This window comes from Mycobacterium montefiorense (assembly GCF_003112775.1).
GTDB lineage: Bacteria > Actinomycetota > Actinomycetes > Mycobacteriales > Mycobacteriaceae > Mycobacterium > Mycobacterium montefiorense.
In genome coordinates this window covers 282,906-307,276 of record NZ_BFCH01000007.1, presented here as the reverse complement: position 1 = coordinate 307,276, position 24,371 = coordinate 282,906, and the positions used below count along the sequence as shown (strand labels likewise).

The following is a 24,371-nucleotide window of genomic DNA, read 5'->3' as shown; positions in this document are numbered from 1 at the left end:
GTCTGTCACAGCGGCGCTCTTTTAGCCTTTGAGTAGGTTCGCGTCGTCGACCGACGCCGATTTGCGGGCACGGAAAATCGTCATGATGATGGCCAGGCCGATGACGACCTCGCACGCGGCAACCACCATCGTGAAGAACGCGATCATCTGCCCGTCCAGGTGGCCGTGCATGCGCGTGAACGTGACGAACGCCAGGTTGACGGCGTTGAGCATCAGCTCGACGCACATGAACATCACGATGGCGTTGCGGCGCAACAGCACACCTGAGGCCCCGATGGTGAACAGCAGTGCCGAAAGGTAAAGGTAGTTAGCCGGATTCACGATGCACCGCCTTTGATGGCCTGCCGGCGGGGAGTCTCCTTGCCGTCCGCGCCCCGGGTTCGCAGCATCCTCGACACCGAATCGTCCGCGTAGGAGCCGTCGGGCAGCAACGCGGCCACGTCAACCGCGTTGTGACGTGCATAGACGCCGGGGTTGGGTAGCGGGGTCGGGCGACCGCCGGAGCGGAACCGCTCCTCGGACAGTTCACGTTGTGTCTTGCGGCGTTCGAAACGCTCACGGTGCGCCAGCACCATCGCTCCGACCGCGGCGGTGATCAGCAGCGCGCTGGTCAGCTCGAACGCCCACAGGTAACGCGAAAAGATCAGCGCCGCCAGGCCTTCGACATTGCCGTTGGCGTTCGCGGTGGTCAGTCCGACGAAGCCCCCGGTCGTCACCTTGCCGATAGCGGCAACCAGCAGAATGCCGAACCCGACTCCGGTGATCACCGCGGCGACGCGCTGCCCGCGCAGCGTTTCCTTCAGCGATTCCGCGGAGTCCACGCCGATCAGCATCAGCACGAACAAGAACAGCATCATCACCGCGCCGGTGTAGACCACGACCTGAACTACCCCCAGGAACAGTGCGTCCTGGATCATGTAGAAGATCGCCAGGATGATCATCGTCATCGCCAGGAACATCGCCGAGTACACGGCGTTGACGGCGGTGACCACTCCGATCGCGCCGATCACGGCGAGAGCGCCCAGCAGCCAGAAGGCCACCGCTTCGCCGGTGGAGGTGGAAGCGATGACGTCGGTCGCCAGGTTGCTGGCAACCGCGCCAGTCATCGGGCTTCTCCGGCAGTATCTTTCGCGTGGTTTCCCACGTTTAAGCCATCCGCGGTGACGTTGCCCTGGTAGTAGTCCTTGTCCGTGGCGCCCTCGGCCCTGGGGTGCGGCGGCGCGAGCATGTCTTGCAGCAGCGGCGCCAGCAGCCGGTTCTTTTCGTAGATCAGGTCGGCGCGGTTGTCGTCGGCCATCTCGTAGTCGTTGGTCATCGTCAGCGCGCGGGTCGGGCAGGCCTCGATGCACAGGCCGCAGCCGATGCAACGCAGATAGTTGATCTGATAGACCCGGCCGTAGCGCTCGCCCGGCGAAAACCTTGCCTCGTCGGTATTGTCGGCGCCCTCGACGTAGATCGCGTCGGCCGGGCAGGCCCAGGCGCACAGCTCGCAGCCGATGCACTTCTCCAGGCCGTCGGGGTACCGGTTGAGTTGATGGCGGCCGTGGTAGCGCGGGGCGACCGGGCCTGGCTTCTCCGGATACTCCTCGGTGACAGTCTTTTTGAACATCGCCGCGAATGTCACGCCGAATCCGGCCACGGCGTCGAGGAATTTAGCCATGTGCTTTCTCCTTGGTCGCACCGACTGACGACGTCAGAACTTTGCCCGGCATCGGTGGTGTGGGGAAGGCCGGTGGTGGCGGTAGGGCGTCGCCACGCTTGCGAAGCTCTCGCGCCAGTGCGCGATTGGCCGGTGTCGTGCTGAATGGCTTGCGCAGCAACAGCACCAGCGCTACGGCGAAGACGATGCTGCAGACCACCAGCAGGGGAGTCCAATGCGCGTAGCCCTGGTTGCGCAGCGTGCGGATGACCGCCGCGATCAGCACCCAAACGAGCGAGGCGGGGATGAGTAGTTTCCAGCCCAGCGCCATGAACTGGTCGTAACGCAGCCGGGGCAGGCTGGCTCGCAGCCACATGTAGATGAACAGGAAAACCCACATCTTGGCGGTGAACCAGAGCACCGGCCACCAGCCGCTGTTGGCGCCGTCCCACATATTGAGCGGCCACGGGGCATGCCAGCCGCCGAAGAACATCAGCGTGGCCAGCGACGAAACCGTCATCATGTTCACGTATTCGGCCAGCATGAACATCGCGAACTTCAGCGACGAGTACTCGGTGTGGAAGCCGGCGACGAGTTCACCCTCGGCCTCCGGCAGGTCGAACGGGGCGCGGTTGGTTTCGCCGACCATCGAGATCAGATAGATGATGAACGACGGCAGCAACAGGAAGATGTACCAGACGCCGTCCTGCGCCTTGACGATTCCAGACGTCGACATCGTCCCGGCGAACAGGAAGACGGCCGCGAACGACAGCCCCATCGACACCTCGTAGGAGATGACCTGCGCGGTGGATCGCACCCCGCCCAGCAGTGGATAGGTCGAGCCGGATGCCCAGCCGCCCAACACGATCCCGTAGACGCCGATCGCCGATAGCCCGAGGATGAACAGCACCGCCACCGGCATGTCGGTCAGCTGCAGCGGGGTGCGGTGACCGAACACCGACACCTCGGGGCCGAACGGGATGAACGCGAACGCGGTAAACGCGGGGATCGTCGAGATGACCGGCGCCGCCATGTAGACAAACCAGTCGACGCCGCGCGGGGTGATGCTCTCCTTGAGCGCGAGCTTGATCCCGTCGGCCAGGCTCTGCAGGGCGCCCCACGGGCCGGCCCGGTTCGGGCCGGGCCGCAACTGCATCCAGCCGAGAATCTTGCGCTCCAGCAGGATCGCCAGCAGCACGTTCAGCATCAGGAACACGAAGATGGCCAGCGCTTTACCGAGCACCAGCCACCAGGTGTCGTGCCCGAAGGCGGTCATGAGCCCACTCCGATTCGCACGATGTTGCCGACTGTGACACCCAGGTCCCGCTGCACCGCCGAGCCCGGCGAGTTCAGTGGCAGCCACACCACCCGATCGGGCATGTCAGTGATGTTCAGCGGCAGGCTGATTGACCCGCGCGACGTGCTGACCGTGACCGTGTCGCCCTGCACCGCGCCGATCTCGGTCGCGGTGCCGGCCGACAGGCGTGCCACGGGTTTGCGTGCCGTTCCCGCCAAATGCGGTTCGCCGTCTTGGCCGCGGCCGTTGTCGAGCATCATCCGCCAGCCGGTGAGCACGGCCTCGCCCTGGCCGGGCTGCGGCGGTTTCGGTGCCTGAACCGTTGCCCCGCTTGCGCGTTCGCCCTCCCAGTTGCCCAGCGCCGAGACTTGCTCGCGGGCCGCCTGGACGCCTGTCATACCCAGGTAAACACCCATTTCGTCGGCCAGCGTGTCGAGTACCTGATGGTCGGACTGGGTGGCCCGCTGGGTGCTGCCGTGCAGGGCCGGCTCGAAGGGCCGGAATCGGCCTTCCCAGTTGACGAATGCGCCCGCCTTCTGCGTCGTCGGCGCGACCGGGAACACCACGTCGGCGCGCTCGGTGACTTCGCTGTGCCGCAGTTCGAGGCTGACCACGAAATTCGCGGCATCCAGCGCGGCCAGCACCGCATCCGGGTCGGCGAAGTCGGCGGGCTCGATACCGCCCACCAGCAACGCGCCCAGGCTCCCATCCGTCGCCGCGGCCAGGATGCCGTCGACGTCACGCCCAGCGGCAGCGGGCAATTCGTCGACGTTCCACGCCGCGGCCACCTCGGCGCGCGCGGTCTCGTCGGCGACCAGACGACCACCTGGCAGCAACCCGGGCAGTGCGCCGGCTTCCAGCGCGCCACGTTCTCCGGCGCGCCGCGGCACCCAGGCCAACCGGGCCCCGGTGGCATCGGCGAGCCGGGCCGCCGCGGACAATCCGCCGGGCACCGTGGCCAGGCGCTCGCCGACCATGATGACCGCTCCGGCCTTCGACAACAGGTCGCCCACCTCGCCGGTGGCCAGGCCGTCCAGTGTGGACGGTTCGGCGCCCGGCACGGTCTGCAGCAGCCGGCCCGACATCTTCGTCAGCGCCCGAGTGGTGAACGGGGCGACCGCGTAGATCGGCACGCCGCGCTTGCGGGCGGCCTTGCGTAGCCGTAGGAACACGATCGGTGCCTCGTCCTCGGGCTCGAACCCGACCAGCACGACCACCGGCGCCGATTCCAGATCGGCGAAGCTGACCGTCAGCGGCTGACCCGCGACGCGGGCCGCCAGGAACTCTGCCTCTTCGGCCGAGCAGGGGCGAGCCCGGAAGTCGATATCGTTGGTGTCCAACACAATTCGCGCGAACTTGGAATAGGCGTAAGAGTCTTCCCAGGTGCCGCGGCCGCCGACCAGCACGCCGGTGCGCCCGCGGGCGGCTTCGAATCCCTGCGTTGCGGCCACGATCGCGTGTGCCCACGAGGCAGGCTGCAGGGTGCCGTCAGCGTCTCGGACCAGGGGAGTGGTGAGCACGTCGGGCTGGGTGTCGTAGCGGAAAGCCCAGCGGCCCTTGTCGCAGTTCCACTCCTCGTTGACCTCGGGGTCGTCGCCGGCCAGCCGGCGCAATACCTTGCCGCGGCGGTGATCGGTGCGCTCGGCGCAGCCGCCGGCACAGTGCTCGCACACGCTGGGGCTGGAGACCAGATCGAAAGGGCGGGCCCGGAATCGATATGCGGTGCCGGTCAAGGCGCCCACCGGGCAGATCTGCACGGTGTTGCCGGAGAAGTACGAGTCGAACGGCTCGCTGGCGTATATGCCCACCTGCTGCAGGGCGCCGCGCTCCTGCATGTCGATGAACGGGTCGCCGGCGATCTGCTCGGAGAATCGCGTGCAGCGAGCGCATAGGATGCACCGCTCGCGGTCCAGCAGCACCTGCGAGGAGATGTTGATCGGCTTGGCGAAGGTGCGCTTGACATCCTCGAAGCGAGAATCGGCGCGGCCGTTCGACATTGCCTGGTTCTGCAGCGGGCACTCGCCGCCCTTGTCGCACATCGGGCAGTCCAGCGGGTGATTGATCAGCAGCAGCTCCATCACGCCGTGCTGGGCCTTGTCCGCGGCCTCGGAGGTGAGTTGGGTACGTACCGCCATGTCGCCGGTGCACACGATCGTGCACGACGCCATCGGCTTGCGCTGGCCCTCCACCTCGACCATGCACTGCCGGCACGCACCGACCGGGTCGAGCAGCGGGTGATCGCAGAACCGCGGAATCTGGATGCCCATCAACTCGGCCGCACGAATCACCAGCGTTCCCTTGGGAACCGAGATTTGATTGCCGTCGATGGTCAGCGTCACCATGTCCGGCGGCGTCACCTCGTCGCCTGTCTGGGTCTTGGCCGCACTAGTCATGGGGCTGTCAAGCCTTTCCGTTCGTGCTCAACATGGAGTCTCGTGGGTCGAATGGGCAGCCGCCTCCTTCGACGTGGGTGATGTACTCGTCGCGGAAGTGCTTGATCGACGACATCACCGGGCTGGCCGCGCCATCGCCCAACGCGCAGAACGACTTTCCGAGAATTGCGTCGGAGATGTCGAGCAGCTTGTCGAGATCCTCGTGGGTGCCTTCGCCGGACTCGAGCCGGGTGTAGATCTGGTCCAGCCAGAACGTGCCCTCGCGACACGGCGTGCACTTCCCGCACGACTCGTGCTTGTAGAAGTATGTCCAGCGCTGCACAGCGCGCACCACGCAGGTCGTCTCGTCAAAGATCTCCAGCGCCTTGGTGCCCAGCATCGAGCCGGCCGCACCCACGCCCTCGTAATCCAGTGGCACGTCGAGGTGTTCGTCGGTCAGCAGTGGTGTCGACGACCCGCCCGGTGTCCAGAACTTCAGGCGGTGCCCGGCGCGGACCCCGCCGGCGTAGTCGAGCAACTCGCGCAGCGTGATGCCCAGCGGGGCCTCGTATTGGCCGGGACGAGTGACGTGCCCGGACAGCGAATACAGCGTGAAGCCAGGCGATTTCTCGCTGCCCATCGACCGGAACCACTCGACGCCGTTGAGAATGATCGACGGCACGCTGGCGATGGTCTCGACGTTGTTGATCACCGTGGGGCAGCCGTAAAGCCCGGCCACGGCGGGGAACGGCGGGCGCAGCCGGGGCTGGCCGCGCCGGCCCTCCAGACCCTCCAGCAGCGCGGTTTCCTCGCCACAGATGTAGGCGCCCGCACCGGCGTGCACCACCAGCTCCAGGTCGTAGCCCGAACCCGCGATGTCGCGGCCCAAAAAGCCTGCAGCGTAAGCCTCGGCGACCGCGTTCTGCAGCCGGCGCAGCACCGGCACCACTTCGCCGCGCACGTAGATGAAGGCGTGGCTGGCCCGGATGGCGTAGGAGGCGATGATGGCGCCCTCCACCAGCAGGTGGGGTGTCGCCAGCATCAGCGGAATGTCTTTGCACGTACCGGGTTCTGATTCGTCGGCGTTGACGACCAGGTAGTGCGGCTTGGCGGCCGCGCCGGAGTCGCCTTGCGGGATGAACGACCACTTCGTACCGGTCGAGAAGCCGGCGCCGCCGCGACCGCGCAGGCCCGAGTCCTTCACGGCCCCAATCACCGCGTCGGGCTCCATCTTCAGGGCCTTCTTCAGCGCCTGGTAGCCGTCGTGGCGCTGGTAGGTCTGTAGCGTGAACGACTTCGGATCGTCCCAGTAGCGGCTGATGACCGGGGTCAGCGGGGTCGTCATGACTTCTCTCCGGGAGCCGGCGGGGGTTCCATGCCCTTTTCCTTCGCCACCTGCAGCCCGGCTAAAGTGGCTGCGCCAGCGCCACCTTGGCCCTCGTCCGGGCGCTCGTCGGGCAGGCCGGCCAAGATGCGCGACGTCTCGCGGAACTTGCACAGCGGCGCACCGCGGGTGGGCGCGTTGGGCTTTCCGGCCCGCAGCGAGTCGACGAGTTCGCGCGCCGATTCCGGTGTCTGGTTGTCGTAGAACTCCCAGTTGACCAACACCACGGGCGCGAAGTCGCACGCGGCGTTGCATTCGATGTGCTGCAGGGTGACCGATCCGTCGGGGGTTGTCTGGTCGTTGCCGATGCCGAGATGCTCTTTGAGTGAGTCGAATACCGCGTCACCGCCCATCACCGCACACAGCGTGTTGGTGCAGACGCCGACCAGGTAATCGCCGGTGGGGCCGCGGCGGTACATCGTGTAGAAGCTGCCCACCGCCGACACCTCGGCGCCGGTCAGTCCAATCTGCTCGCCGCAGAACTCCAGGCCCGCCGGTGTCAGGTAGGAATCCTCCGACTGGACCAGGTGCAGCAATGGCAACAACGCGGAGCGCTTGTTGGGGTAGCGGCTGATGATCTCCTTGGCGTCGACCTCCAGTCGTGCCCGGATCTCCGGCGAATACGACTGTGGCGCACCCTCAACCACGAACTGGTTGGGTTCTTCGGGCGGTGGCCCCAGCCGGATGAACACCCGCTCGCCGCTGCCTCCCACCGGTGCGGTCATCGGTCGACTCCGCCCATGACCGGGTCGATGCTGGCGACCGCGGTGATCAAGTCGGCGACCATGCCGCCCTCGCACATCGCGGCGACCGACTGCAAATTGGTGAAGGACGGATCCCGATAATGCACGCGGTAGGGCCGGGTTCCGCCGTCGCTGACCATGTGCACGCCGAGTTCTCCCCGGGGTGATTCCACCGCGCTGTAGACCTGGCCGGCCGGCACCCGGATGCCCTCGGTGACCAACTTGAAGTGGTGGATCAACGCTTCCATCGAGCCGCCCATGATCTTGGCGATGTGCTCGGGCGAATTACCCATGCCGTCGGGGCCTACCTTCAGGTCGGCGGGCCAGGCGATCTTGCGATCCTCGACCATGTGCGGTCCCGGCCTCAGTTTGTCCAGGCACTGCTCGACGATCTTGATCGACTCCCACATCTCCTTGACGCGAATAATGTAGCGCCCGTAGGAATCACACGTGTCGGCGGTGATCACGTCGAATTCGTAGTTCTGGTACCCGCAGTAGGGCTCGCTCTTGCGCAGGTCGTGCGGCAAGCCGGTGGCACGCAGGATCGGGCCGGTGATGCCCAGCGCCATGCATCCGGCCAAGTCGAGGTAGCCGACGTCTTGAGTGCGCGCTTTCCAGATCGCGTTTTCGTTGAGCAGGTCGCCCATTTCGCGCAGCACTTGCCGCAAGCCCTTGAGGCCTTCGACGATGTCGGCCTCGGCGCCCGGCGGTAAGTCCTGTGCCACGCCGCCCGGGCGAACGTAGGCGCTGTTCATCCGCAGACCGCTGATCTTTTCGAACAGGGTGAGCACGATCTCGCGTCCCCGGAAGCCGACGAACATCGGCGTCATCGCGCCCAGTTCCATGCCGCCGGTGGCCAGCGCCACCAGGTGCGAGGAGATCCGGTTGAGCTCCATCATCAGGACGCGAATGACGTTGACCCGCTCCGGGATTTCATCGGTGATGCCGAGCAGCTTCTCGACCCCGAGGCAGTATGCGGTCTCGTTGAAAAACGGTGACAGGTAATCCATCCGGGTCACGAAGGTGACACCCTGCGTCCAGTACCGGTATTCGAGGTTCTTCTCGATCCCGGTGTGCAGGTAGCCGATTCCGCACCGGACCTCGGTGACGGTTTCGCCTTCGATCTCGAGGATCAGGCGCAACACCCCATGCGTGGACGGGTGCTGGGGCCCCATGTTGACGACGATGCGCTCACCGGGATCCGCGGCACGGGCCGCTTCGACGACCTGCCCCCAGTCCTGTCCGCCAGCGACAACAACAGTTTCGGCGCCGCCATCGTGCGTCGAGTCAGTGATTGTGCTCATTAGTTGTACGCTCTCCGCTCGTCGGGCGGGGGTATCTCTGCTCCCTTGTACTCGACGGGAATACCGCCGAGCGGGTAGTCCTTGCGTTGCGGATGGCCGTGCCAGTCGTCGGGCATCTCGATGCGGGTCAGCGACGGGTGCCCGTCGAAGATGATGCCGAAGAAGTCGTACGTCTCGCGCTCGTGCCAGTCGTTGGTCGGGTAGATCCCATATAGCGACGGGATGTGCGGATCACCGTCCGGTGCAGACACTTCCAGCCGGACTCGACGATTGTGCGTGATCGACAGCAACGGGTACACGGCGTGCAACTCGCGGCCCGTTTCGTGCGGGTAATGCACACCGTTGACGCCCAGGCACATCTCGAAGCGCAGCTCGGGATCGTCGCGCAGACGTTGGGCCACGTGCGGCAGTGCCTCGCGGCGCACGTGCAACGTCAGCTCGTTGCGGTCGACGACGACTTTCTCTATGGCGTTTTCGAATTCGACGTCGCCGGACTTCAGTGAGTCGGCCAGCCGGTCGACGACGTCGTCGAAATAACCGCCGTAGGGCCGGGGGCTGCTGCCCGGCAGCGTGACCTCCCGTACCAGTCGCCCGTATCCCGACGTGTCACCCGATCCCGAAATGCCGAACATGCCACGGCGCACGTTGATCACTTCTTCGTCGGGCGCGGGCAGCGCGCCACCCACTTCGCTGGCGGCTACCTTGGGGTCGTGTTCGGGTGAGCTCATCGCAGCAGTCCACGCATCTCGATGGTGGGCCGGGCGCCCAGTGCGGCCTGCTCGGCTTCCGCGATGGCCTGCTCGCGGTTCACGCCGAGCGGCATTTCCTGAATCTTCTCGTGCAGCTTGAGGATTGCGTATAAGAGCATCTCCGGACGGGGCGGGCAGCCGGGGAGGTAGATGTCCACCGGAACCACGTGGTCCACGCCCTGAACGATCGCATAGTTGTTGAACATCCCGCCGGACGACGCGCAGACGCCCATGGCCAGTACCCATTTCGGTTCTGCCATCTGGTCATAGATCTGGCGCAGCACCGGGGCCATCTTCTGGCTCACCCGCCCGGCCACGATCATCAGGTCGGCCTGGCGCGGTGTTGCCGAAAACCGCTCCATCCCAAACCGTGCGATGTCGAACCGTGGTCCGGCAGTCGCCATCATCTCGATCGCGCAGCAGGCCAAGCCGAATGTTGCCGGCCACAGCGAGTTCTTGCGGACATAGCCGGCGATCTTCTCGACAGTCCCGAGCAGGATGCCGGCGGGTAGCTGTTCTTCCAAGCCCACGGTTTACCTCAATCCCATGTCAGGCCGCCGCGGCGCCACACGTAGGCGTAGGCCACGAAAACGGTGAGCATGAACACCACCATCTCGACCAGAGCAAAGAATCCCAACGCGTCATAACTGACCGCCCAGGGATACAAGAAGACGATCTCGATGTCGAAGACGATGAAGAGCATTGCGGTCAGGTAATACTTCACCGGAAATCGCTGCCCGGGCGTTGCATGCGGGCCACTCACCGACGTTTCGGTCGGCTCGATTCCACACTCGTAGGCCGCCAGCTTCGACTTGTTGTAGCGCGACGGGCCGGCCAGGCTCGCGATCACGACCGAGCCCACAGCAAAGGCGGTGGCGATTCCGCCTAGGACCAGGATGGGTATGTAGACGTTCAACTCGCTCCAAGATCCGTCGTGGGCCGCCTATAAAGCGACCAGGCGGCGACCGGGCTGCTGTGACGAGCCGGGTCTGTAGCCCGTCACAGTGATCTTCAACATAGCGTTGAGGCGGCTGGGGCACGTGCTCGGGGTGGTGCTAATGCTGTGAGATCCGGCACGTTTTTGGGGTACGTCCAACGCGGCGCCGGGACGGCGCCGGGAAGCAGCAGGTCGTTGGCTTCAGATGGCGGGAGTGCGGAGCAACCCGAGCACGGTTCGACCCAGCACGATGGGGTCGATCGGATGCGGCACGGAGGCTTCCGCGCGTGACCAGTTCGCCAGCCACGCGTCATCGGGGCGCCCGGTGAGCACCAGGATCGGTGGACAGGTTTCGAGTTCGTCTTTGAGCTGTTTGGCGATTCCCATGCCACCGGTCGGCGTCGCTTCGCCATCGAGGATGGCAAGGTCGATGCCGCCCTCGTCCATGGTGCGGACCACCATCGGGCCGGTCGCCACCTCGACGTAGTTCAGCTCGGGCAGATCCGGGTGCAGGCGCTTACCCAGGGCCCGCTTCACTTCGTCGCGGGTGTTGGGATTGTCGCTGTAGACGAGGATCCGCAGAGCGATGGTGGCGTCGGGCACGGTGCAGATGCTACTGGTGCGCGGCCGGCTTTATTGGCCAGACCGCACGAAAACGGCCTGCACCGCTGCCTTGGCCGCCGGCGCGATCATGCCGAACTTGTTCCAGCCGATGTCGAACTGGGATCGATCGATCGTGGTTTCGCCCGAGATCTGGATCGAACCGTCGCCGGCCTCGGTGACGGTGACGGGCAGTTGGAGCCCGGCGGTGACTCCCTTGATGGTGAAGCTGGCGCGCAGCTCCGCGGTCTTGCCTTCGATCGGGTGCACCGCGGTGACGACGACGCTGATCTCGGGAAAACGCTCGACGTCGAAGAAGTCGGCCGCGCGCAGGTGGTCGTCGCGACGGCCGATGCCGGTGTGCAGCGACGCGGTGTCGATGTCGAGGCGGCCGAAGGCCGCGCCGTTGCCGGTGAGCTGTCCGTCGCCGGTGAACTCGGCGAAGCGGCCTTTGACGTTCACCAGGCCCCACATGTTCCTGATCTTGAAGGTGACGGCCGACCGGTCCGCAACGATGGTCCACACCCCGGCCAGGTCGGGATCATTCAGCAGTGTTTCCAGCGTCGTCATTGTCCGTCTCACCTCATCAGCGGCGCGATTTCGGCGGGGTCGAAGTACTCGTCAATCCGGTCGATCAGACCGTTTGTGCCCACCCTGATCACGATACAAACACGCATGGAGATCGATTGCCCCTGATGGCCGGTGGCGTGCAGGACGTGCTGCTGGACGAAGCCGCTGACCGATCCGTCGTCGAAGAGCCGACGATCGAGGATTTCGTAGCGGCGCTCGGTGGTGGCACCGATGAACCAGTCGATGACTCGCAGCGCCCGGGGCTTGTCGTTGTCCCGGCTGGCGCCCACCCGCCACACCGCGATGTCGTCGCTCCACAGCCGGTCGACTGCGGCCTTGTCGCCGTTGGCGATCGATGTGAACAGCTGGTCGGCCGTGTCGACGACGACCTCAGCAGTAGCAGCGGGCATGTCAGGCTCCTATTCGCTGTCGTATCCGGGATGCGCAACCGCCAACCGATTGCGCACCAGGGTCCTTAGGCCGGCGAGGACCTCGGCGGCACGCTCGTCGAGCTCGCCGGCCCGGATGGCGGCGGCGAGTTGTTCTTCGTCGTCGAAACCCAAGACGGCCAGCGCGGCTCGCGACTGCGCCTGCCTCTCGTCGAGCAACTCGCGCTCGACGATGCGCAAGGCGTTGGCGGCCACCCGGGAGTGGAAGTTGACCTGTCCGTCGGTCGCAGCCCGAACGTCGGTCTCCAGGAATTCGGCCACCGCGGCCACCAGCTCGGCTGCCAGCGGGCGGCCGTACGCGCCGATCACGTCCGGACCTCCTCGAGCAGGTTGAGAATGTCCCACTCGGTCTCGCTGACCCGGCGACCGATTGTCGCCAGTTCGACCGAACGGGATTGACCGCTCAAGTGCCGCTCCGCCTGGAAGCGGCAGATCACACCCCAGCGCAGGGTGGCCAGCACCAGCCACCAGTGCAGTGCCACTCGGTCGACGGTGGTTTCGCTGGCCTGTTCGTAGTCGCGCACGAAGCTCTCGATGCTGCCGAGGCCGCCGGCGCCAAGGCTGGCTGGAGCGCCGAATCGCCAGGCGCGAATGCAGAACCAAGCCAGGTCTTCGTAGGCCTCGCCGAGGTGTACCAACTCCCAGTCGAGGACCGCGGCGAGGTCGGATCCGTCGACGATGAGGTTGCCCATCCGGTAGTCACCGTGCACCAGGACCGTCGCCGACGCGTGCGGTCGGTGGGCGGCCAGCCAGTGAAACGCCCATTCGAACGTCGCGGTGGTGTCGTTCATCGCGTCGAGCCGCCCGCGGTATTCAACGAGCTGGTCCTGGTAGGCCAGCCCGGGGATTTGCGGGTCGGCGCGGTGAATGGCCGCCAGTGCCCGTGCGCATTGCCGCAGCAGCTCGGTTCGGCGGGTTTGCCCGCCGGCGGCGTCGAGCTGGCGCTGGATACGCCGGACGATGGTCTCGCCCTTGATCTCATCGCAGACGAGATACGGATTACCCAGTGCGGCAATCGAATCGTCGGCGACCAGGATGTGGGGGACCGGTGCCCCGGCCGCCGCGGCGGCCGCCTGCGAGCGGGCTTCGAGCTCCATGCCGGCGTGCACGTCGCCGGGTGGCCCGGTGCGCAAGATCAGCGCGTGCCGTTGGGTGCCGGTGATTGCGTCGAACGCCCACGTGGTGCGGCTGGCGCCTCCGGTCAGCGCCCGCAGATTCTCGATCGTGGTGCCGGCGCCGAGTGCCGGCTCTAGTACCCCGGCGAGTCTTGGGGCCAGCTCGTGAGCGTCGGTCACTGCTTGCCAAACTTGAACAGCCGCTGCGCCACTCGGCGAATCTGGATTTCCTCGGCCCCTTCGGTAATGCGGTAGCGGCGGTGATGGCGGTAGATGTGCTCGAACTGCTCATGGCGGGTGTACCCGAGGCCGCCGTAGACCTGCATGGCGCGGTCGGCAGCGTCGCAGACAAGTCGGTTGGCGCGATAGTTCGCCATCGACACTTTGTCCGACACCTCCATGTGGTGGTCGCGATCCAAGTGCCAAGCGGCGAATTGCACCAACAGCCGCACCATCTGCGCTTCGGTCTGCAGCTCGGCCAGCGGCCATTGCACGGCCTGGTTGACCGATAACGGTTTGCCGAACACCGTGCGCTTGGCGGCGTATTCGGCGGCGCGGTCGATGCAGTACTGTGCCGCGCCCAGGCTGCTCGCGGCTTGGCGGATCCGGTTCTCGTGCAAGAACGTTTGCGCGACTTCGAGGCCGCGGTCGACCTCGCCCAGCACCGCGTCGGCGGGGATGCGGACATCGGTCAACTCGACCTCGCCGTGATCGGTGGGCATGTTGAACGTCCACCAGTAGTAGGGGACCGAGAAGCCGGGCGTGTCGGTTGGGACCAGAAACGCGGTGATACCCCGGGCTTGCCCCGGCTCTCCGGACGTCCGGGCGAAGACCAAGTCATGCGTGGCGCGGTGCACACCGGTGTTGAACCGCTTGGAGCCGTTGATCACCCAGCTGTCACCATCGCGTTGGGTGTGAGTCTCCAGCCAGGTCGCGTCGGATCCGTGCTGCGGCTCGGTCAGTCCGAACGCCATGGACCGCTCCCCGGTGATCAACGCCTCGGACCATGCGCGACGCTGCTCGTCGGTGCCGAATCGCTCCATCATGATCACCTGGGGAAAGTTCCCGACGATCGACGACTCGTTCTGCAAATCATTGTGCAGCCCAAGTCCCTGGTGCGCCAGGTGTTCCCGGATCACCGCCATGTCGACGTTGGAACCGTCGCGGCCGCCGAGCGCGGCCGGCAATCCGTATCGCAGCCAGCCCGCCTTGTCGGCGCGCCGCCGCATCTCGGAGAGCAGCTCCTCCCACGCTAGAGTCGGAATGCCGTCGTTATCCCAATCGGTGCGAGCATGCTCTCGGCGCTGGTCGAAATACTGGATGTTGTCGCGTTCCAGCGGCTTGATCTCCGCCTCGATGAACGCATCCATCTCGGCTAGCAGGCCCGGAAGATGCTCTGGCAGGGTGAAATCCATAGTCAACTCCTCGCGATTCTCGCGTTACGCGCCATAGAGGGTCTTCTTCCAAATCGTCGACAGGGTAACGATGGCGTCTTCGTCGCTGATCTCCATTCCCAGACCAGACTGTCCGACGAAGACGGTGGTGAAGTTCTCGAATAGCAGCGCGATGGCCGCCGCAGTGTGCTGCGGGTTGAGCTCGCCGCCATACCCCTGCTGCTGAGCGCGCCGCACCGATGCGGCCACGATGTCCATCCCGAAACGCCGAAACTCGTTCTGCACAACGGCGAACCGCTGCTGAGTGGTGGCCAGCTGGGCGACGGCGATCATGATGCCGATGTTCTGCTTGAAGATGTTCCAGTATCCGGTGACCACCGAAGTGAAGAAGGCGTCATCTTCCGGTGAATCCGGTAGGTGCACACTCAACCCGGACGGGGCGACGACCTCGTGCAGGAAAGATTCCGCCAGGGCGGCCAGCAGATCTTCCTTGTCGGCGAAGTACCGGTAGAAGACTGCCGGTGATTTTCCCGCGGCCGAGGTGATGTCGGCCAGCGTGGTGCCGTGAAAGCCTCTTTCGGCAAACAGTTTTCGCGCCGCAAGTTCGATGGCCTGCCTGGTCTGGCGGCCCTTAGATGTCAGTGGCCGCGTCGATTCGGGGGCGGGCGTGGGCATCAGTTCCTGATCCGGTCGCCGGCCCGCAGCAGCGCGCTTGGCAGGTCATGGCGGACAGCCGTTTTCGCGACATCGGCGGCGGCGATCGCGGCCTGCAGGTCGACGTCGACGTCGATATCGCTGTCGGTCAGCAGGTAAACCAGATCCTCGGTGGCGATGTTGCCGGTGGCGCCCGGTGCGAACGGGCAACCGCCGAGCCCGCCGACCGAGGCGTCCAGCCGGGTGACTCCGGCACTGACGGCCGCATACGCACTGGCCAAACCGGCACCGCGGGTGTTGTGGAAGTGCGCGCCCAGCGGCAGCTCGCCGATCACCGGATGCAGTTGGGCGATCAGCGAACTCACCCGGCCCGGGGTGGTGGTGCCGATGGTGTCGGCGATCGACAACCGGTCGGCCCCGCGGTCGCGCGCGGCCGCGGCGATCTCCAGCACCCGCTGCGGCGGGGTGGGGCCTTCGAACGGCGAGTCCCACGCGGTGGCGATGACAACCTCGACGGTGACGTCGCTGCCATGCGCGATTGCGACGATCTCGTCAATCTGGTCGGTGGCCTGCGCGCTGGTGCGCCCGACGTTGGCCGTGCTGAACGTGTCGTCGGCGGCCACCACGTACTCGATCGACCGCAGGCCGGCGGCAACGGCGCGCTTGGCGCCGTTGGGGCTGGCGACCAGCGCAGAGAACTCGATGTCGGGGTACAGGTGCAGTTGCGCCGCGAGTTCGGCGGCGTCGGCCATCGACGGCACCTTCGTGGGGGACACAAAAGCCGTCACTTCCACCTCGCGTACACCGGTGACAGCCACCGCCGCGAGCAGCTCCAGCTTGGCCGACAACGGGATTGGCGTTTCGATCTGCAGCCCGTCGCGCAGCGCCACCTCACGGATATCGACGTGTTGGCTCACAGCACCCCCTCGGTGCGCAACTCCTCGAGCTTTGCGGCGGTCTTGCCCAGCAGCCCCACATAGACGTCGTTGTTGTGTTGGCCCGGGCAGGATGATCCGGCATGGCGTATCGTGCCCGGCGATTCCGACAGCACCGGAATGACGCCGGGCCCTAAGACATTGCGCTCGATGCGTTCGTCGTAGTGCTCGACCAACATGCCGCGTGCCCGCAGCTGAGGATCTTCGACCACCTCCGCGACGGTGTTGATGGGGCCGGCGATCACGCCTGCGGCGCTGAGGGTTTCGACGATGTCTGCGGGCTGTCGCTCCGCGGCCCAGGCGCCGATGATCTTGTCGATTTCGTCCTGGTTGCGGCCGCGTGCGGTGTGGGTGGCGAACCGGTCGTCGCTGGCCAGCTCCGGGCGCCCCATCGCGGTGCACAGCCGGGCGAACACGGTGTCCTGGTTGGCGGCGATCACCATCCAGGAATCGTCGGCGCTGCGATAGATGTTGGACGGCGCGATGCCCTCCAGGCGGGTCCCCGACGGTCCGCGCACCACCCCGCCCACGTCGTAATCGGGAATCGTGGATTCCTGGATAGCTAAACATGATTCGGTCAGTGCGACGTCGACGACCTGGCCCCGCCCGGTCACGCTGCGGCGATACAGTGCGGCCATCGCGCCCTGCGCCCCAAACATGCCGGCCAGGCTGTCGCCGAGGGAGAGTGCAAGCCGGGGCGGCGGCCCGCCGGGAAAGCCGTTGAGGTGCCGCAGTCCACTGGACGCCTCGGCCACCGAGGCGTAGCCCGCCTTGTATGCGTCGGGCCCGGTCTGTCCGTAACCCGACACCCGGACCAGGATGATGCCCGCGTTGCGTGCGCTGAGCACGTCGTAGCCCAGGTCCCACTTCTCCAGCGTTCCCGGACGGAAGTTCTCGACCACGATGTCGGACTTCTCGACGAGTTCGAGGAACAGTTCGCGGCCAGCTGGCCGGCGCAGGTCGAGCGTGATGGCTTTCTTGTTGCGCGCGGCCACAGTCCAGTAGACATGGTGCCCGTCCTGTTCGGTTTGGCCCCAGTTGCGCAGCGGGTCCGGGACGCCCGGCGGCTCCACCTTGATGACCTCTGCGCCCATGTCCCCGAGTAAGCGGCCGGCGAACGGACCCGCGATCAAGGTGCCCAGTTCGAGCACCCGGATGCCGTCCAGCGGGCCGCTGACAGTCATTCGGCGCTCGCGAATTCGTGCCTGATCAGCCAGTCGGTGACGATGTCGACGGCCTTGCGCAGCTTGTCGCGTTGGTCAGGGCCGGCGTAATAGTGTGTGGCGCCGGGGATTTCGTGCATCTCCTTGTCGGGATGCCCGATCGCTTCGAACAGCCGCCGGGTGTGGCTGGGTGTGCAGGCGTCGTCGGCCAGGTTGCCGATCACCAGCGCGGGGATCGCGATGTCTCGCCCGCAGTCCACGCCGTCGCCGCGGGCCTCGTCGTAGCTCCATTGCGACAACCAGCCGCGCAGCGTCGAGAAGCGGGCCAGCCCGACCGGGCTCATGTTGACCACCTGCGGGTCACCCAGGTAGCAGGTTCCCGGCGTGCGCTCATTGGGATCCACGGCGGGATCCAGCCATCGGGGGTCGGCCATGGTGCCGTGCACGACGAATCCGAATTCGTCGTCGGGGCGGCCCTGAGCGCTCAATTCTGCCAGCTTCTCTTTGACCCATGCGGTGATGCGGCGGTTGCGATCGATCTGCGCTTGACGGTACCGGTCCAGGAACTCCTGGGTGTAGGGCGGCTGGTTGGGGTTGTCGGGGTTGTAGATATCCAGCTCGGGATCCCGCTTGGTGGGATCGGATTCGTCGAGGATCGACGCGTCGAGCCATTCGGTCAGCGTGCCGTGCCGGCTGATGTGCGCAGCCAGCAGCATGATTGCGTCGGCGGGGGGCAGCTCCAACGCGGTCAGGTCCGGGCCGTCCCCGGTCAGGCTCGACGTGATCGTCGCGTGCTGGGCCTGCTGCTGGTAGAACACGGACAACGAGCCGCCGCCACTCCACCCGGCGAGCACCACTCGGGAGTAACCCAGCCGGTTTTTCGCATCCTTGATGCACTCGCCGAGATCCTCGACGACCTTCTCCATCAGCAGCGCCGAATCCGTGCCGCGGAACCGGCTGTTGCAGTAGATGACGTGATGGCCGGCCCGGGCCAGCGCGTTGATCATCGGCAGGTAGGCGCCACCGCCGATCGGATGCATGAACACCAGCACGGTGTCCGACGCCTTGTCTTTCGGCTTGAGCAGGTAGCTCTCCAGCACGGTGATCTCGGCCAGCCCGCCGTAGACATCGCGGACGCTGGAATTGTTCTGGAAGGCAACCAGATACGGAATTCGTTCGTAGTCGTGCTTGACGGCTTGTTTCACAGTTTGCGCGCTCCCCATGTCAGTGTTGTCCCAAGTCGTGTGCCAATACTTCGGGTGACGGTGTCAGGCGCCGACGGCGATGACTTGCCAGTCGACGCGTGAGTGCTCGTCGAACTTGCGGCGTGCTCGTTCACGCGCCTTCTCCGGCGCGCCGTGGTGAACCCCTTGCGGCGCATGGCTAATCAGACCCGGGGGCATCGGGATGCCGTAGAGCGAGCCGCCGTGGAAGAACGCGATCTCGTCATAGTCGACATTGCGGTGATACCAGGGCGTGCGTTCGGTGCCGGCAACGCCCTCGGCAGGCTTGGGCAGGAAGTTCATCACGTAGACGCCGGTGGCCTGCATGAACAGATGCACGGTCGGCGGCAGGTGGACGCTGTCGGAGGTGATGACGTTGTAGTCGTCGATATTGAAGGTGAAGGCGAAGTTGTCGCCACGCCATCCTTCGACATCGAGCGGATTGTGTTGGTAGAAAAGTGTTGTCGGACCGCCCTCGTGGACGAGCCGGACCTGGTACTCGTCGCGGCCGTCGTCGTCGATCGGCGCCGGCTCGGGGATGGTGGCCTGCGACGGATCGAACGGGAAGTGCCGGCCCAGCGGGCCAGGCGGTGGCACCCGGAACTCGTCGGTGGCCTCGATCATCAGCAGCGTGGTCTCGCGATCCGGTACCTGGCGCCAGGTGCAGGCCTTCGGGATGTAGACCCAGTCGCCCTCCGAGTAGCGCAGCGGACCGAACTCGGTCTCCAGCAGCCCGGTGCCTTGGTGAACGAAGGACAGCAGATCGCCGTCGACGTGGCGGGCGAAGTAGGGTATCTCGTCGGCGCGACGGCTCAGCAGGATGCGGCAGTCGTCGTTGCTGAACATCAGCAGCGGTCCGCCGTTGGCGTCGGAGGCGTCGCTGGGCTTGAGCTCGCTGGACAGCACGTCGACCGGGCGCAGCGGTCCGGCCGACCGATACGCGGTGGGGTCGTGGCGGCGGTAGATGTTGGCCGTCCGTCCGGTGAATCCGCCGCGGCCCAGCTCGTCGTCCTTGAGGCCGTCTAGATCGGCGTGCAAGCGATGCGGGGTCTTGCCTTTACGCAGGTGAACGAACGATTCCATGGTGACTCCCGAGTGGTGGGCGGCCCGTCAGGCGATCAAAACTGAAAGTGACATTACTTTCTCTTTTGGACGCGCACAAGGGCCTCCCGTCCGCGGTTGCCGGGTTCAGCGGACGCGAAGGACGACCTTTCCTTTAGCGGTGCGGTTCTCCATGGACGCGACGGCGGCGGCGGCTTGGTCCAGCGGGAAGACCTGCGGCTGCGGGGCGGCCAGCTGGCCGGAGCGCAGCAGGCGCTCGAGTCCGGCCCACTGCTCGTCGAGCGCGTTGGGGTGCGTCGCGGTCCAGGCGCCCCAGCCGACGCCGACCACGTCAATGTTGTTGAGCAGCAGCCGATTTACCTTAACGGTCGGAATCTCGCCACCGGTGAAACCGATGACCAGCAACCGTCCGCCCGGGACGAGCGAGCGCAGGGAATCGGTGAATCGGTCACCGCCGACCGGGTCCACGACCATGTCGACGCCGCGGCCGCCGGTCAATTCCTTCACCGCGTCCTTGAAGCCGTCGGCCAGCACCACATCGGTTGCGCCCGCCGCGGTCGCGACCTGGGCCTTCTCCTCGCTGCTGACCACCGCGATGGTGCGCGACGCCCCGAGCGCGGGCGCCAGGCGCAGCGTCGAGGTTCCGATCCCGCCGGCCGCGCCGTGCACCAGCACCGTCTCGCCCTGTTGCAGGCGGCCGCGCACCGTCAGCGCGAAGTACATCGTCAGGTCGTTGAACAGTAGGCCGGCGCCCGCCTCGAAACTCACGTTGTCCGGCAGCTTGAACGCTCGGCCCGGGGAGAGCACCGCGACTTCGGCCATGCCGCCGGTCAGCATCGTCAGGCCGACAACCCGGTCGTCGGGACGGAAGTCAGAGTTGTCCGGTGCCGATCGAACGACCCCGGCGATCTCGGCTCCGAGCACGAACGGTGGGTCGGGCCGGTACTGATAGAGGCCGCGGGTGAGCAACGCGTCCGGGAACGCGGCGCCCGCCGCGTGCACCTCGACGACGATCCCGTCGCTGGTGGGTTCGTCGACCTCGCCGACCTCGATCGCGTCTGGACCATCTAGCCGCGTCACCCGTGCTGCACGCATGCTGCCTCCGTTGTCGATGGGGCCGAAACCTTCCGGCGAGCGCTCGAATAGCCTACTGCCAGCTCAGAATCCGCCGGCGACGCGTACCACCGCGCGACCGGAGAAGGTGCCCGCGCGCAGTTGATCCAGCACGCCGACGACGTCTTTGACGTCAACATCGCTGGTGACTGTGTCCAGATGCCGCGGCCGCAAGGAGTCGCCGAGCAGCGCCCACAGCTCGCGGCGTCGGGCGATCGGCATCAGCACCGAGTCCATCCCGAGCAGGGAGACGCCGCGCAGGATGAACGGCATCACCGTGGTGTGCAGCGCCGGTCCGCCGGTGAGGCCGCTGGCTGCCACGGCCCCGCCGTATTCGATGGTACTGAGCACATCGGCCAGCGTCGCACCCCCGACGCAGTCCACCGCGCCTGCCCAACGCGCCTTGGCCAGCGGTCGCGGCTTGGCGTCGGGATCGGCGGGTAGCCGACCGATAACCTCCGCGGCACCAAGGTCTTTCAGCATTCCGGCGGCTTTCTCCTTACCGCTGGAGGCGACCACCTGGTAGCCGGCGGCCGACAGCAGGTCCACGCTGACCGACCCGACGCCGCCGGAGGCGCCGGTGACGACGATGGGACCGTCGTCGGGCGTGATGCCCCAATCGATCAGCGCTTGCACACTCATCGCGGCGGTGAAACCGGCGGTTCCGATGGCGGCACCCTGGTGCGGGCTCAGCGCGCCCAATGCCACCAGCTGGTCGGCAGGCAGCCGCGCATACTCGGCGTAGCCGCCGTGGTGGCCGGTGCCGATCTGATACCCGTGGGCCAACACCTTGGCGCCCACGCTAAAGTCCGGTGACTGCGATTCGACGACTTCGCCGGTGATGTCGATGCCGGGCACGATCGGATAGTCGCGGACCACGCCGCCCTTAGGCGTCAGCGCCAGCGCGTCCTTGTAGTTGACGCTGGAAAACAGCACCCGGATCGTCACTTCACCGGGCGGCAGGTCAGACAAGCTGAGCGTCTCGACCGACGCGGAAACTTGGTCACCATCTTGGCGGGCTACCAGCGCGTGAAAAGTGTCCATACGACGACGCTAACCTCACCCTATGGATCGCTTTCCACTCGGTCGCTTCTCGGTAGCCCGGATTGGCTTCGGCGCCATGCAACTGCCTGGTCCTGGTGTGCTGGGGCCGCCGCGCGATCGCGACGAGGCGCTGGCCGTGCTGCGCAGGGCCGTCGAACGCGGCGTCGACCATATTGACACCGCACAGTTCTACGGCCCGGATGTCGCCAATGAGCTCATCCGCGAGGCGCTGCACCCGTACCCGGAGAACCTGGCTTTGGTGAGCAAGGTCGGCGGGCGTCGCGATGACGCGGGCGGCTGGCTGCCGGTCAGCGAGCCGGCCGACCTACGCCGCGACATCGAAGCGAATTTGCGGACGCTCGGCGTCGATCGATTGGCCGCGGTCAATCTGCGGCTCTTCGAGAGCGACGGGCCCAACCAGCAGTTCGACGATCAGCTCTCGGTCATGATTGATGCTCGCGACGAGGGGTTGATCGACGGAATCGGGTTGAGCAACATTAACCGTGAACACCTGCTGCATGCCGTGGAGCGCACCGAGATCGCTTGTGTGCAAAACGCTTTCAATCTGGTCCAGCGGGACTCGGCCGCAGTGCTGGACGAGTGCACCAGGCAGGGGATCGCGTTCGTTCCGTTCTTCCCACTGGGGGCGGCTTTCATGCGGCCGAACCCGGTGCTCAATCACGAGCTGGTAGGCAAGGCCGCCGAACGACTCGGGCGCACCCCAGCGCAGGTCGCGTTGGCATGGACGCTGAGCGTGGCGCCCAATGTGCTGCTGATTCCGGGCACCTCCACGGTGGCGCACCTCGAGGAGAACCTGGACGTCGCTTCGATCGAGCTCGACTCGGACACCCGCGAGCAGCTGAACGCAGTCGCTGCCTGATGCCGCCACGCGTTCGACGCGCGACCGCAGCCGACGCCGCGGCGTGCGTGGACATCTACCGGCCCTACGTGCTGGACACTGCGATCACGTTCGAGACCGACGTGCCCACGGCGGGGCAGATGGCCGAGCGCATCGACAAAGCGCTCGCAACGCACGAATGGCTGGTGCTCGAGGCGGATGACAACGTCATCGGTTATGCCTATGCGCAGCAGTTCAATCCACGTGCCGCCTACCTATGGTCGGTCGAGACGAGCGTCTATCTCACTCAGCACAGGCGTGGCGCCGGCGGTGGCCGGATGCTCTATGCCGAACTGCTACATCGGCTGGGCGAACGCGGCTTCCGGCGAGCGTTCGCCGGTATCGCGCAACCCAACGAGGCTAGCAATGCGCTGCATGCGGCGTTCGGCTTTCACCCCGCGGGTCACTACCAGCGCGTCGGATGGAAACTCGGCGCGTGGCATGACGTCGCCTGGTGGCAGCTTGACCTGCTCGGGCCCGACGACGAGGTCGACCCGCCGCGTCCGATCGCTACTTGAGTTCGGCGGACGAGAGACCCAGCAGGCGGCGGGCCACGACCAGCTGCTGAATTTGTTGGGTACCTTCGAAGATATCCATGATCTTCGAATCGCGTGCCCACTTCTCCAACAGCGTCTGCTCTGAATAGCCTGCAGTACCAGCCAATTCGACGGCCTTCAGGGTGATGTCGGTGCCCACCCGGCCGGCCTTGGCTTTGGCCATCGATGCTTCTTTGGAGTTGGGGATCTTGTTGTCGGCTTGCCAGGCGGCGCGCAGGGTCAGCTGGTAGGCCGCCTCCCAGTCGGCCTCCATCCGCAGAAACTCGGCGGCGGCAGCGCTTTGGGCGTGCGCCGGCCTGTCGTAGGAAATCTCCACCCCGGCCTCGGTCAGGATCGTTCGCAGCTCTTCCAGCGAGGCGCGGGCAATGCCCAGGGCCATGGCGGCCACCGCCGGCCGGGTGCTGTCGAAGGTCTCCATCACACCGGAAAACCCTTTGCCGGACTCGATTTCCGGCTTACCCAGCAGGTTGTCTTTCGGTATCCGCGCGTTGTCGAACCGGAGAACGGCGGTGTCGGAGCCCTTGATGCCGAGCTTGTTCTCCAGCCGCTCGACGCTGACACCCGGATGTTCGCGCGGCACGACGAATGATTTGATCGCCGCCCGGCCCTGTGATTTGTCCAGCGTCGCCCACACCACGATATGGGTGGCTCTCGAACCCGCGGTGACGAAGATCTTTTCGCCGTTGATCACATACTCGTCGCCGTCCAGTTTTGCGGTGGTGGATACCGCCGCCGAGTCGGACCCGAACGCGGGTTCGGTGATGGCCATCGCGGCCCAGACTCTGCCTAGCCGCTGCAATTGCTCGTCGGTTGCCACACCCGAGATCGCCGCATTGCCCAGACCTTGGTAGGGGATGGACAGCATCAATGCCGCGTCGCCCCAACAGGCTTCCAGGGTTTGCAGCACCGCAGCCATGTTGGCGCCATTGCGGTTTTCTTCCTTGCCTTCGGCGCTACGGAGCGCTTCGGCTCCCGCCAGGCCCAGGGCGTTGGATTCAGCGGCCCCGGAGAACAGATTGGCCAACGTGTCCAGCTCCACCGGATACGCGTGTTCCTTGAGGTCGTATTTGCGGGCGATCGGGCGCATCATTTCGGCGCCGGCCTGGTGTGCCTTGTCGACCACCGCTTGCATCTTGCGGGGCAGTTCCAGATTGATTGCCATGAAAGGT

At 65.9% G+C, this 24,371-nt stretch carries 26 protein-coding genes and 1 pseudogene; 2 read left to right on the top strand and 25 right to left on the bottom strand.

Going from position 1 to position 24,371, the window contains the following annotated elements; genetic code table 11:
- Positions 1-21: 21 nt before the first annotated feature.
- The 24 genes and pseudogenes from nuoK to DB708_RS05015 form a co-directional block, all read right to left on the bottom strand.
- Positions 22-321: an NADH-quinone oxidoreductase subunit NuoK gene (gene nuoK, locus DB708_RS05130; protein WP_108920856.1), complete on the bottom strand. Its 300-nt coding sequence runs from the start codon at positions 319-321 to the stop codon at positions 22-24.
- A complete protein-coding gene (locus DB708_RS05125) occupies positions 318-1,106 on the bottom strand; it encodes an NADH-quinone oxidoreductase subunit J (protein ID WP_108920855.1) in 789 nt (262 codons plus the stop codon). The genes nuoK and DB708_RS05125 overlap by 4 nt, the downstream gene beginning before the upstream one ends.
- Positions 1,103-1,660 carry an NADH-quinone oxidoreductase subunit NuoI gene (nuoI, locus tag DB708_RS05120; protein WP_108920854.1) on the bottom strand — a complete coding sequence of 186 codons (558 nt, stop codon included), beginning with the start codon at positions 1,658-1,660 and terminating at the stop codon, positions 1,103-1,105. Before nuoI ends, DB708_RS05125 begins: the two co-directional genes overlap by 4 nt.
- A complete protein-coding gene (nuoH, locus tag DB708_RS05115) occupies positions 1,653-2,915 on the bottom strand; it encodes an NADH-quinone oxidoreductase subunit NuoH (protein WP_108920853.1) in 1,263 nt (420 codons plus the stop codon). The genes nuoI and nuoH overlap by 8 nt, the downstream gene beginning before the upstream one ends.
- A complete protein-coding gene (locus DB708_RS05110; protein ID WP_108920852.1) occupies positions 2,912-5,329 on the bottom strand; it encodes an NADH-quinone oxidoreductase subunit G in 2,418 nt (805 codons plus the stop codon). The genes nuoH and DB708_RS05110 overlap by 4 nt, the downstream gene beginning before the upstream one ends.
- Positions 5,330-5,336: 7 nt before the next feature.
- Positions 5,337-6,653 carry an NADH-quinone oxidoreductase subunit NuoF gene (gene nuoF, locus DB708_RS05105; protein WP_108920851.1) on the bottom strand — a complete coding sequence of 439 codons (1,317 nt, stop codon included), beginning with the start codon at positions 6,651-6,653 and terminating at the stop codon, positions 5,337-5,339.
- Positions 6,650-7,417: an NADH-quinone oxidoreductase subunit NuoE gene (nuoE, locus tag DB708_RS05100; RefSeq protein WP_108920850.1), complete on the bottom strand. Its 768-nt coding sequence runs from the start codon at positions 7,415-7,417 to the stop codon at positions 6,650-6,652. Before nuoE ends, nuoF begins: the two co-directional genes overlap by 4 nt.
- On the bottom strand, positions 7,414-8,739 hold the full coding sequence (nuoD, locus tag DB708_RS05095; protein WP_108920849.1) for an NADH dehydrogenase (quinone) subunit D: 1,326 nt from the start codon (positions 8,737-8,739) through the stop codon (positions 7,414-7,416). Before nuoD ends, nuoE begins: the two co-directional genes overlap by 4 nt.
- On the bottom strand, positions 8,739-9,467 hold the full coding sequence (locus DB708_RS05090) for an NADH-quinone oxidoreductase subunit C (RefSeq protein WP_108920848.1): 729 nt from the start codon (positions 9,465-9,467) through the stop codon (positions 8,739-8,741). The genes nuoD and DB708_RS05090 overlap by 1 nt, the downstream gene beginning before the upstream one ends.
- Positions 9,464-10,018 (bottom strand): NuoB/complex I 20 kDa subunit family protein, encoded by a 555-nt coding sequence (locus DB708_RS05085; RefSeq protein ID WP_036467525.1) that lies wholly within the window; start codon positions 10,016-10,018, stop codon positions 9,464-9,466. Before DB708_RS05085 ends, DB708_RS05090 begins: the two co-directional genes overlap by 4 nt.
- A gap of 8 nt (positions 10,019-10,026) precedes the next feature.
- Entirely contained in the window at positions 10,027-10,404 is a 378-nt protein-coding gene (locus tag DB708_RS05080) for an NADH-quinone oxidoreductase subunit A (RefSeq protein ID WP_108920847.1), read from the bottom strand.
- A 222-nt stretch (positions 10,405-10,626) separates the two neighbouring features.
- Positions 10,627-11,028: an Rv3143 family two-component system response regulator gene (locus DB708_RS05075; protein ID WP_108920846.1), complete on the bottom strand. Its 402-nt coding sequence runs from the start codon at positions 11,026-11,028 to the stop codon at positions 10,627-10,629.
- 30 nt (positions 11,029-11,058) lie between these two features.
- Positions 11,059-11,595 carry a YceI family protein gene (locus DB708_RS05070; protein WP_108920845.1) on the bottom strand — a complete coding sequence of 179 codons (537 nt, stop codon included), beginning with the start codon at positions 11,593-11,595 and terminating at the stop codon, positions 11,059-11,061.
- A gap of 8 nt (positions 11,596-11,603) precedes the next feature.
- Positions 11,604-12,005: a nuclear transport factor 2 family protein gene (locus DB708_RS05065; protein ID WP_108920844.1), complete on the bottom strand. Its 402-nt coding sequence runs from the start codon at positions 12,003-12,005 to the stop codon at positions 11,604-11,606.
- Between the two features lie 9 nt (positions 12,006-12,014).
- On the bottom strand, positions 12,015-12,353 hold the full coding sequence (locus tag DB708_RS05060) for a DUF6285 domain-containing protein (RefSeq protein ID WP_108920843.1): 339 nt from the start codon (positions 12,351-12,353) through the stop codon (positions 12,015-12,017).
- Complete coding sequence (locus tag DB708_RS05055) at positions 12,350-13,339, bottom strand: phosphotransferase family protein (protein ID WP_108920842.1); 990 nt, start codon at positions 13,337-13,339, stop codon at positions 12,350-12,352. The genes DB708_RS05060 and DB708_RS05055 overlap by 4 nt, the downstream gene beginning before the upstream one ends.
- Complete coding sequence (locus tag DB708_RS05050; RefSeq protein ID WP_108920841.1) at positions 13,336-14,574, bottom strand: acyl-CoA dehydrogenase family protein; 1,239 nt, start codon at positions 14,572-14,574, stop codon at positions 13,336-13,338. Before DB708_RS05050 ends, DB708_RS05055 begins: the two co-directional genes overlap by 4 nt.
- Before the next feature lie 24 nt (positions 14,575-14,598).
- On the bottom strand, positions 14,599-15,228 hold the full coding sequence (locus DB708_RS05045; protein ID WP_108920840.1) for a TetR/AcrR family transcriptional regulator: 630 nt from the start codon (positions 15,226-15,228) through the stop codon (positions 14,599-14,601).
- Positions 15,228-16,124, bottom strand: coding sequence for a hydroxymethylglutaryl-CoA lyase (locus DB708_RS05040; protein ID WP_108920839.1), 897 nt, complete (start codon positions 16,122-16,124; stop codon positions 15,228-15,230). Before DB708_RS05040 ends, DB708_RS05045 begins: the two co-directional genes overlap by 1 nt.
- On the bottom strand, positions 16,121-17,326 hold the full coding sequence (locus tag DB708_RS05035; protein WP_108920838.1) for a CaiB/BaiF CoA transferase family protein: 1,206 nt from the start codon (positions 17,324-17,326) through the stop codon (positions 16,121-16,123). The genes DB708_RS05040 and DB708_RS05035 overlap by 4 nt, the downstream gene beginning before the upstream one ends.
- A complete protein-coding gene (locus DB708_RS05030; RefSeq protein ID WP_108920837.1) occupies positions 17,323-18,528 on the bottom strand; it encodes an alpha/beta hydrolase in 1,206 nt (401 codons plus the stop codon). The genes DB708_RS05035 and DB708_RS05030 overlap by 4 nt, the downstream gene beginning before the upstream one ends.
- A 1-nt stretch (position 18,529) precedes the next feature.
- A pseudogene (locus DB708_RS05025) lies at positions 18,530-19,611 on the bottom strand (homogentisate 1,2-dioxygenase).
- Positions 19,612-19,716: 105 nt separating this feature from the next.
- A complete protein-coding gene (locus tag DB708_RS05020) occupies positions 19,717-20,685 on the bottom strand; it encodes an NADPH:quinone oxidoreductase family protein (protein ID WP_108920836.1) in 969 nt (322 codons plus the stop codon).
- A gap of 63 nt (positions 20,686-20,748) precedes the next feature.
- Entirely contained in the window at positions 20,749-21,747 is a 999-nt protein-coding gene (locus tag DB708_RS05015; RefSeq protein ID WP_108920835.1) for an acrylyl-CoA reductase family protein, read from the bottom strand.
- A gap of 22 nt (positions 21,748-21,769) precedes the next feature.
- Between DB708_RS05015 and DB708_RS05010 the strand changes: the two genes are divergently transcribed.
- Positions 21,770-22,627 carry an oxidoreductase gene (locus DB708_RS05010; RefSeq protein WP_108920834.1) on the top strand — a complete coding sequence of 286 codons (858 nt, stop codon included), beginning with the start codon at positions 21,770-21,772 and terminating at the stop codon, positions 22,625-22,627.
- On the top strand, positions 22,627-23,163 hold the full coding sequence (locus DB708_RS05005) for a GNAT family N-acetyltransferase (protein ID WP_108920833.1): 537 nt from the start codon (positions 22,627-22,629) through the stop codon (positions 23,161-23,163). Before DB708_RS05010 ends, DB708_RS05005 begins: the two co-directional genes overlap by 1 nt.
- On the opposite strand, the gene DB708_RS05000 is transcribed toward DB708_RS05005, so the two are convergent.
- Positions 23,156-24,364: an acyl-CoA dehydrogenase family protein gene (locus tag DB708_RS05000; RefSeq protein ID WP_108920832.1), complete on the bottom strand. Its 1,209-nt coding sequence runs from the start codon at positions 24,362-24,364 to the stop codon at positions 23,156-23,158. The genes DB708_RS05005 and DB708_RS05000 overlap by 8 nt on opposite strands.
- Positions 24,365-24,371 lie beyond the last annotated feature (7 nt).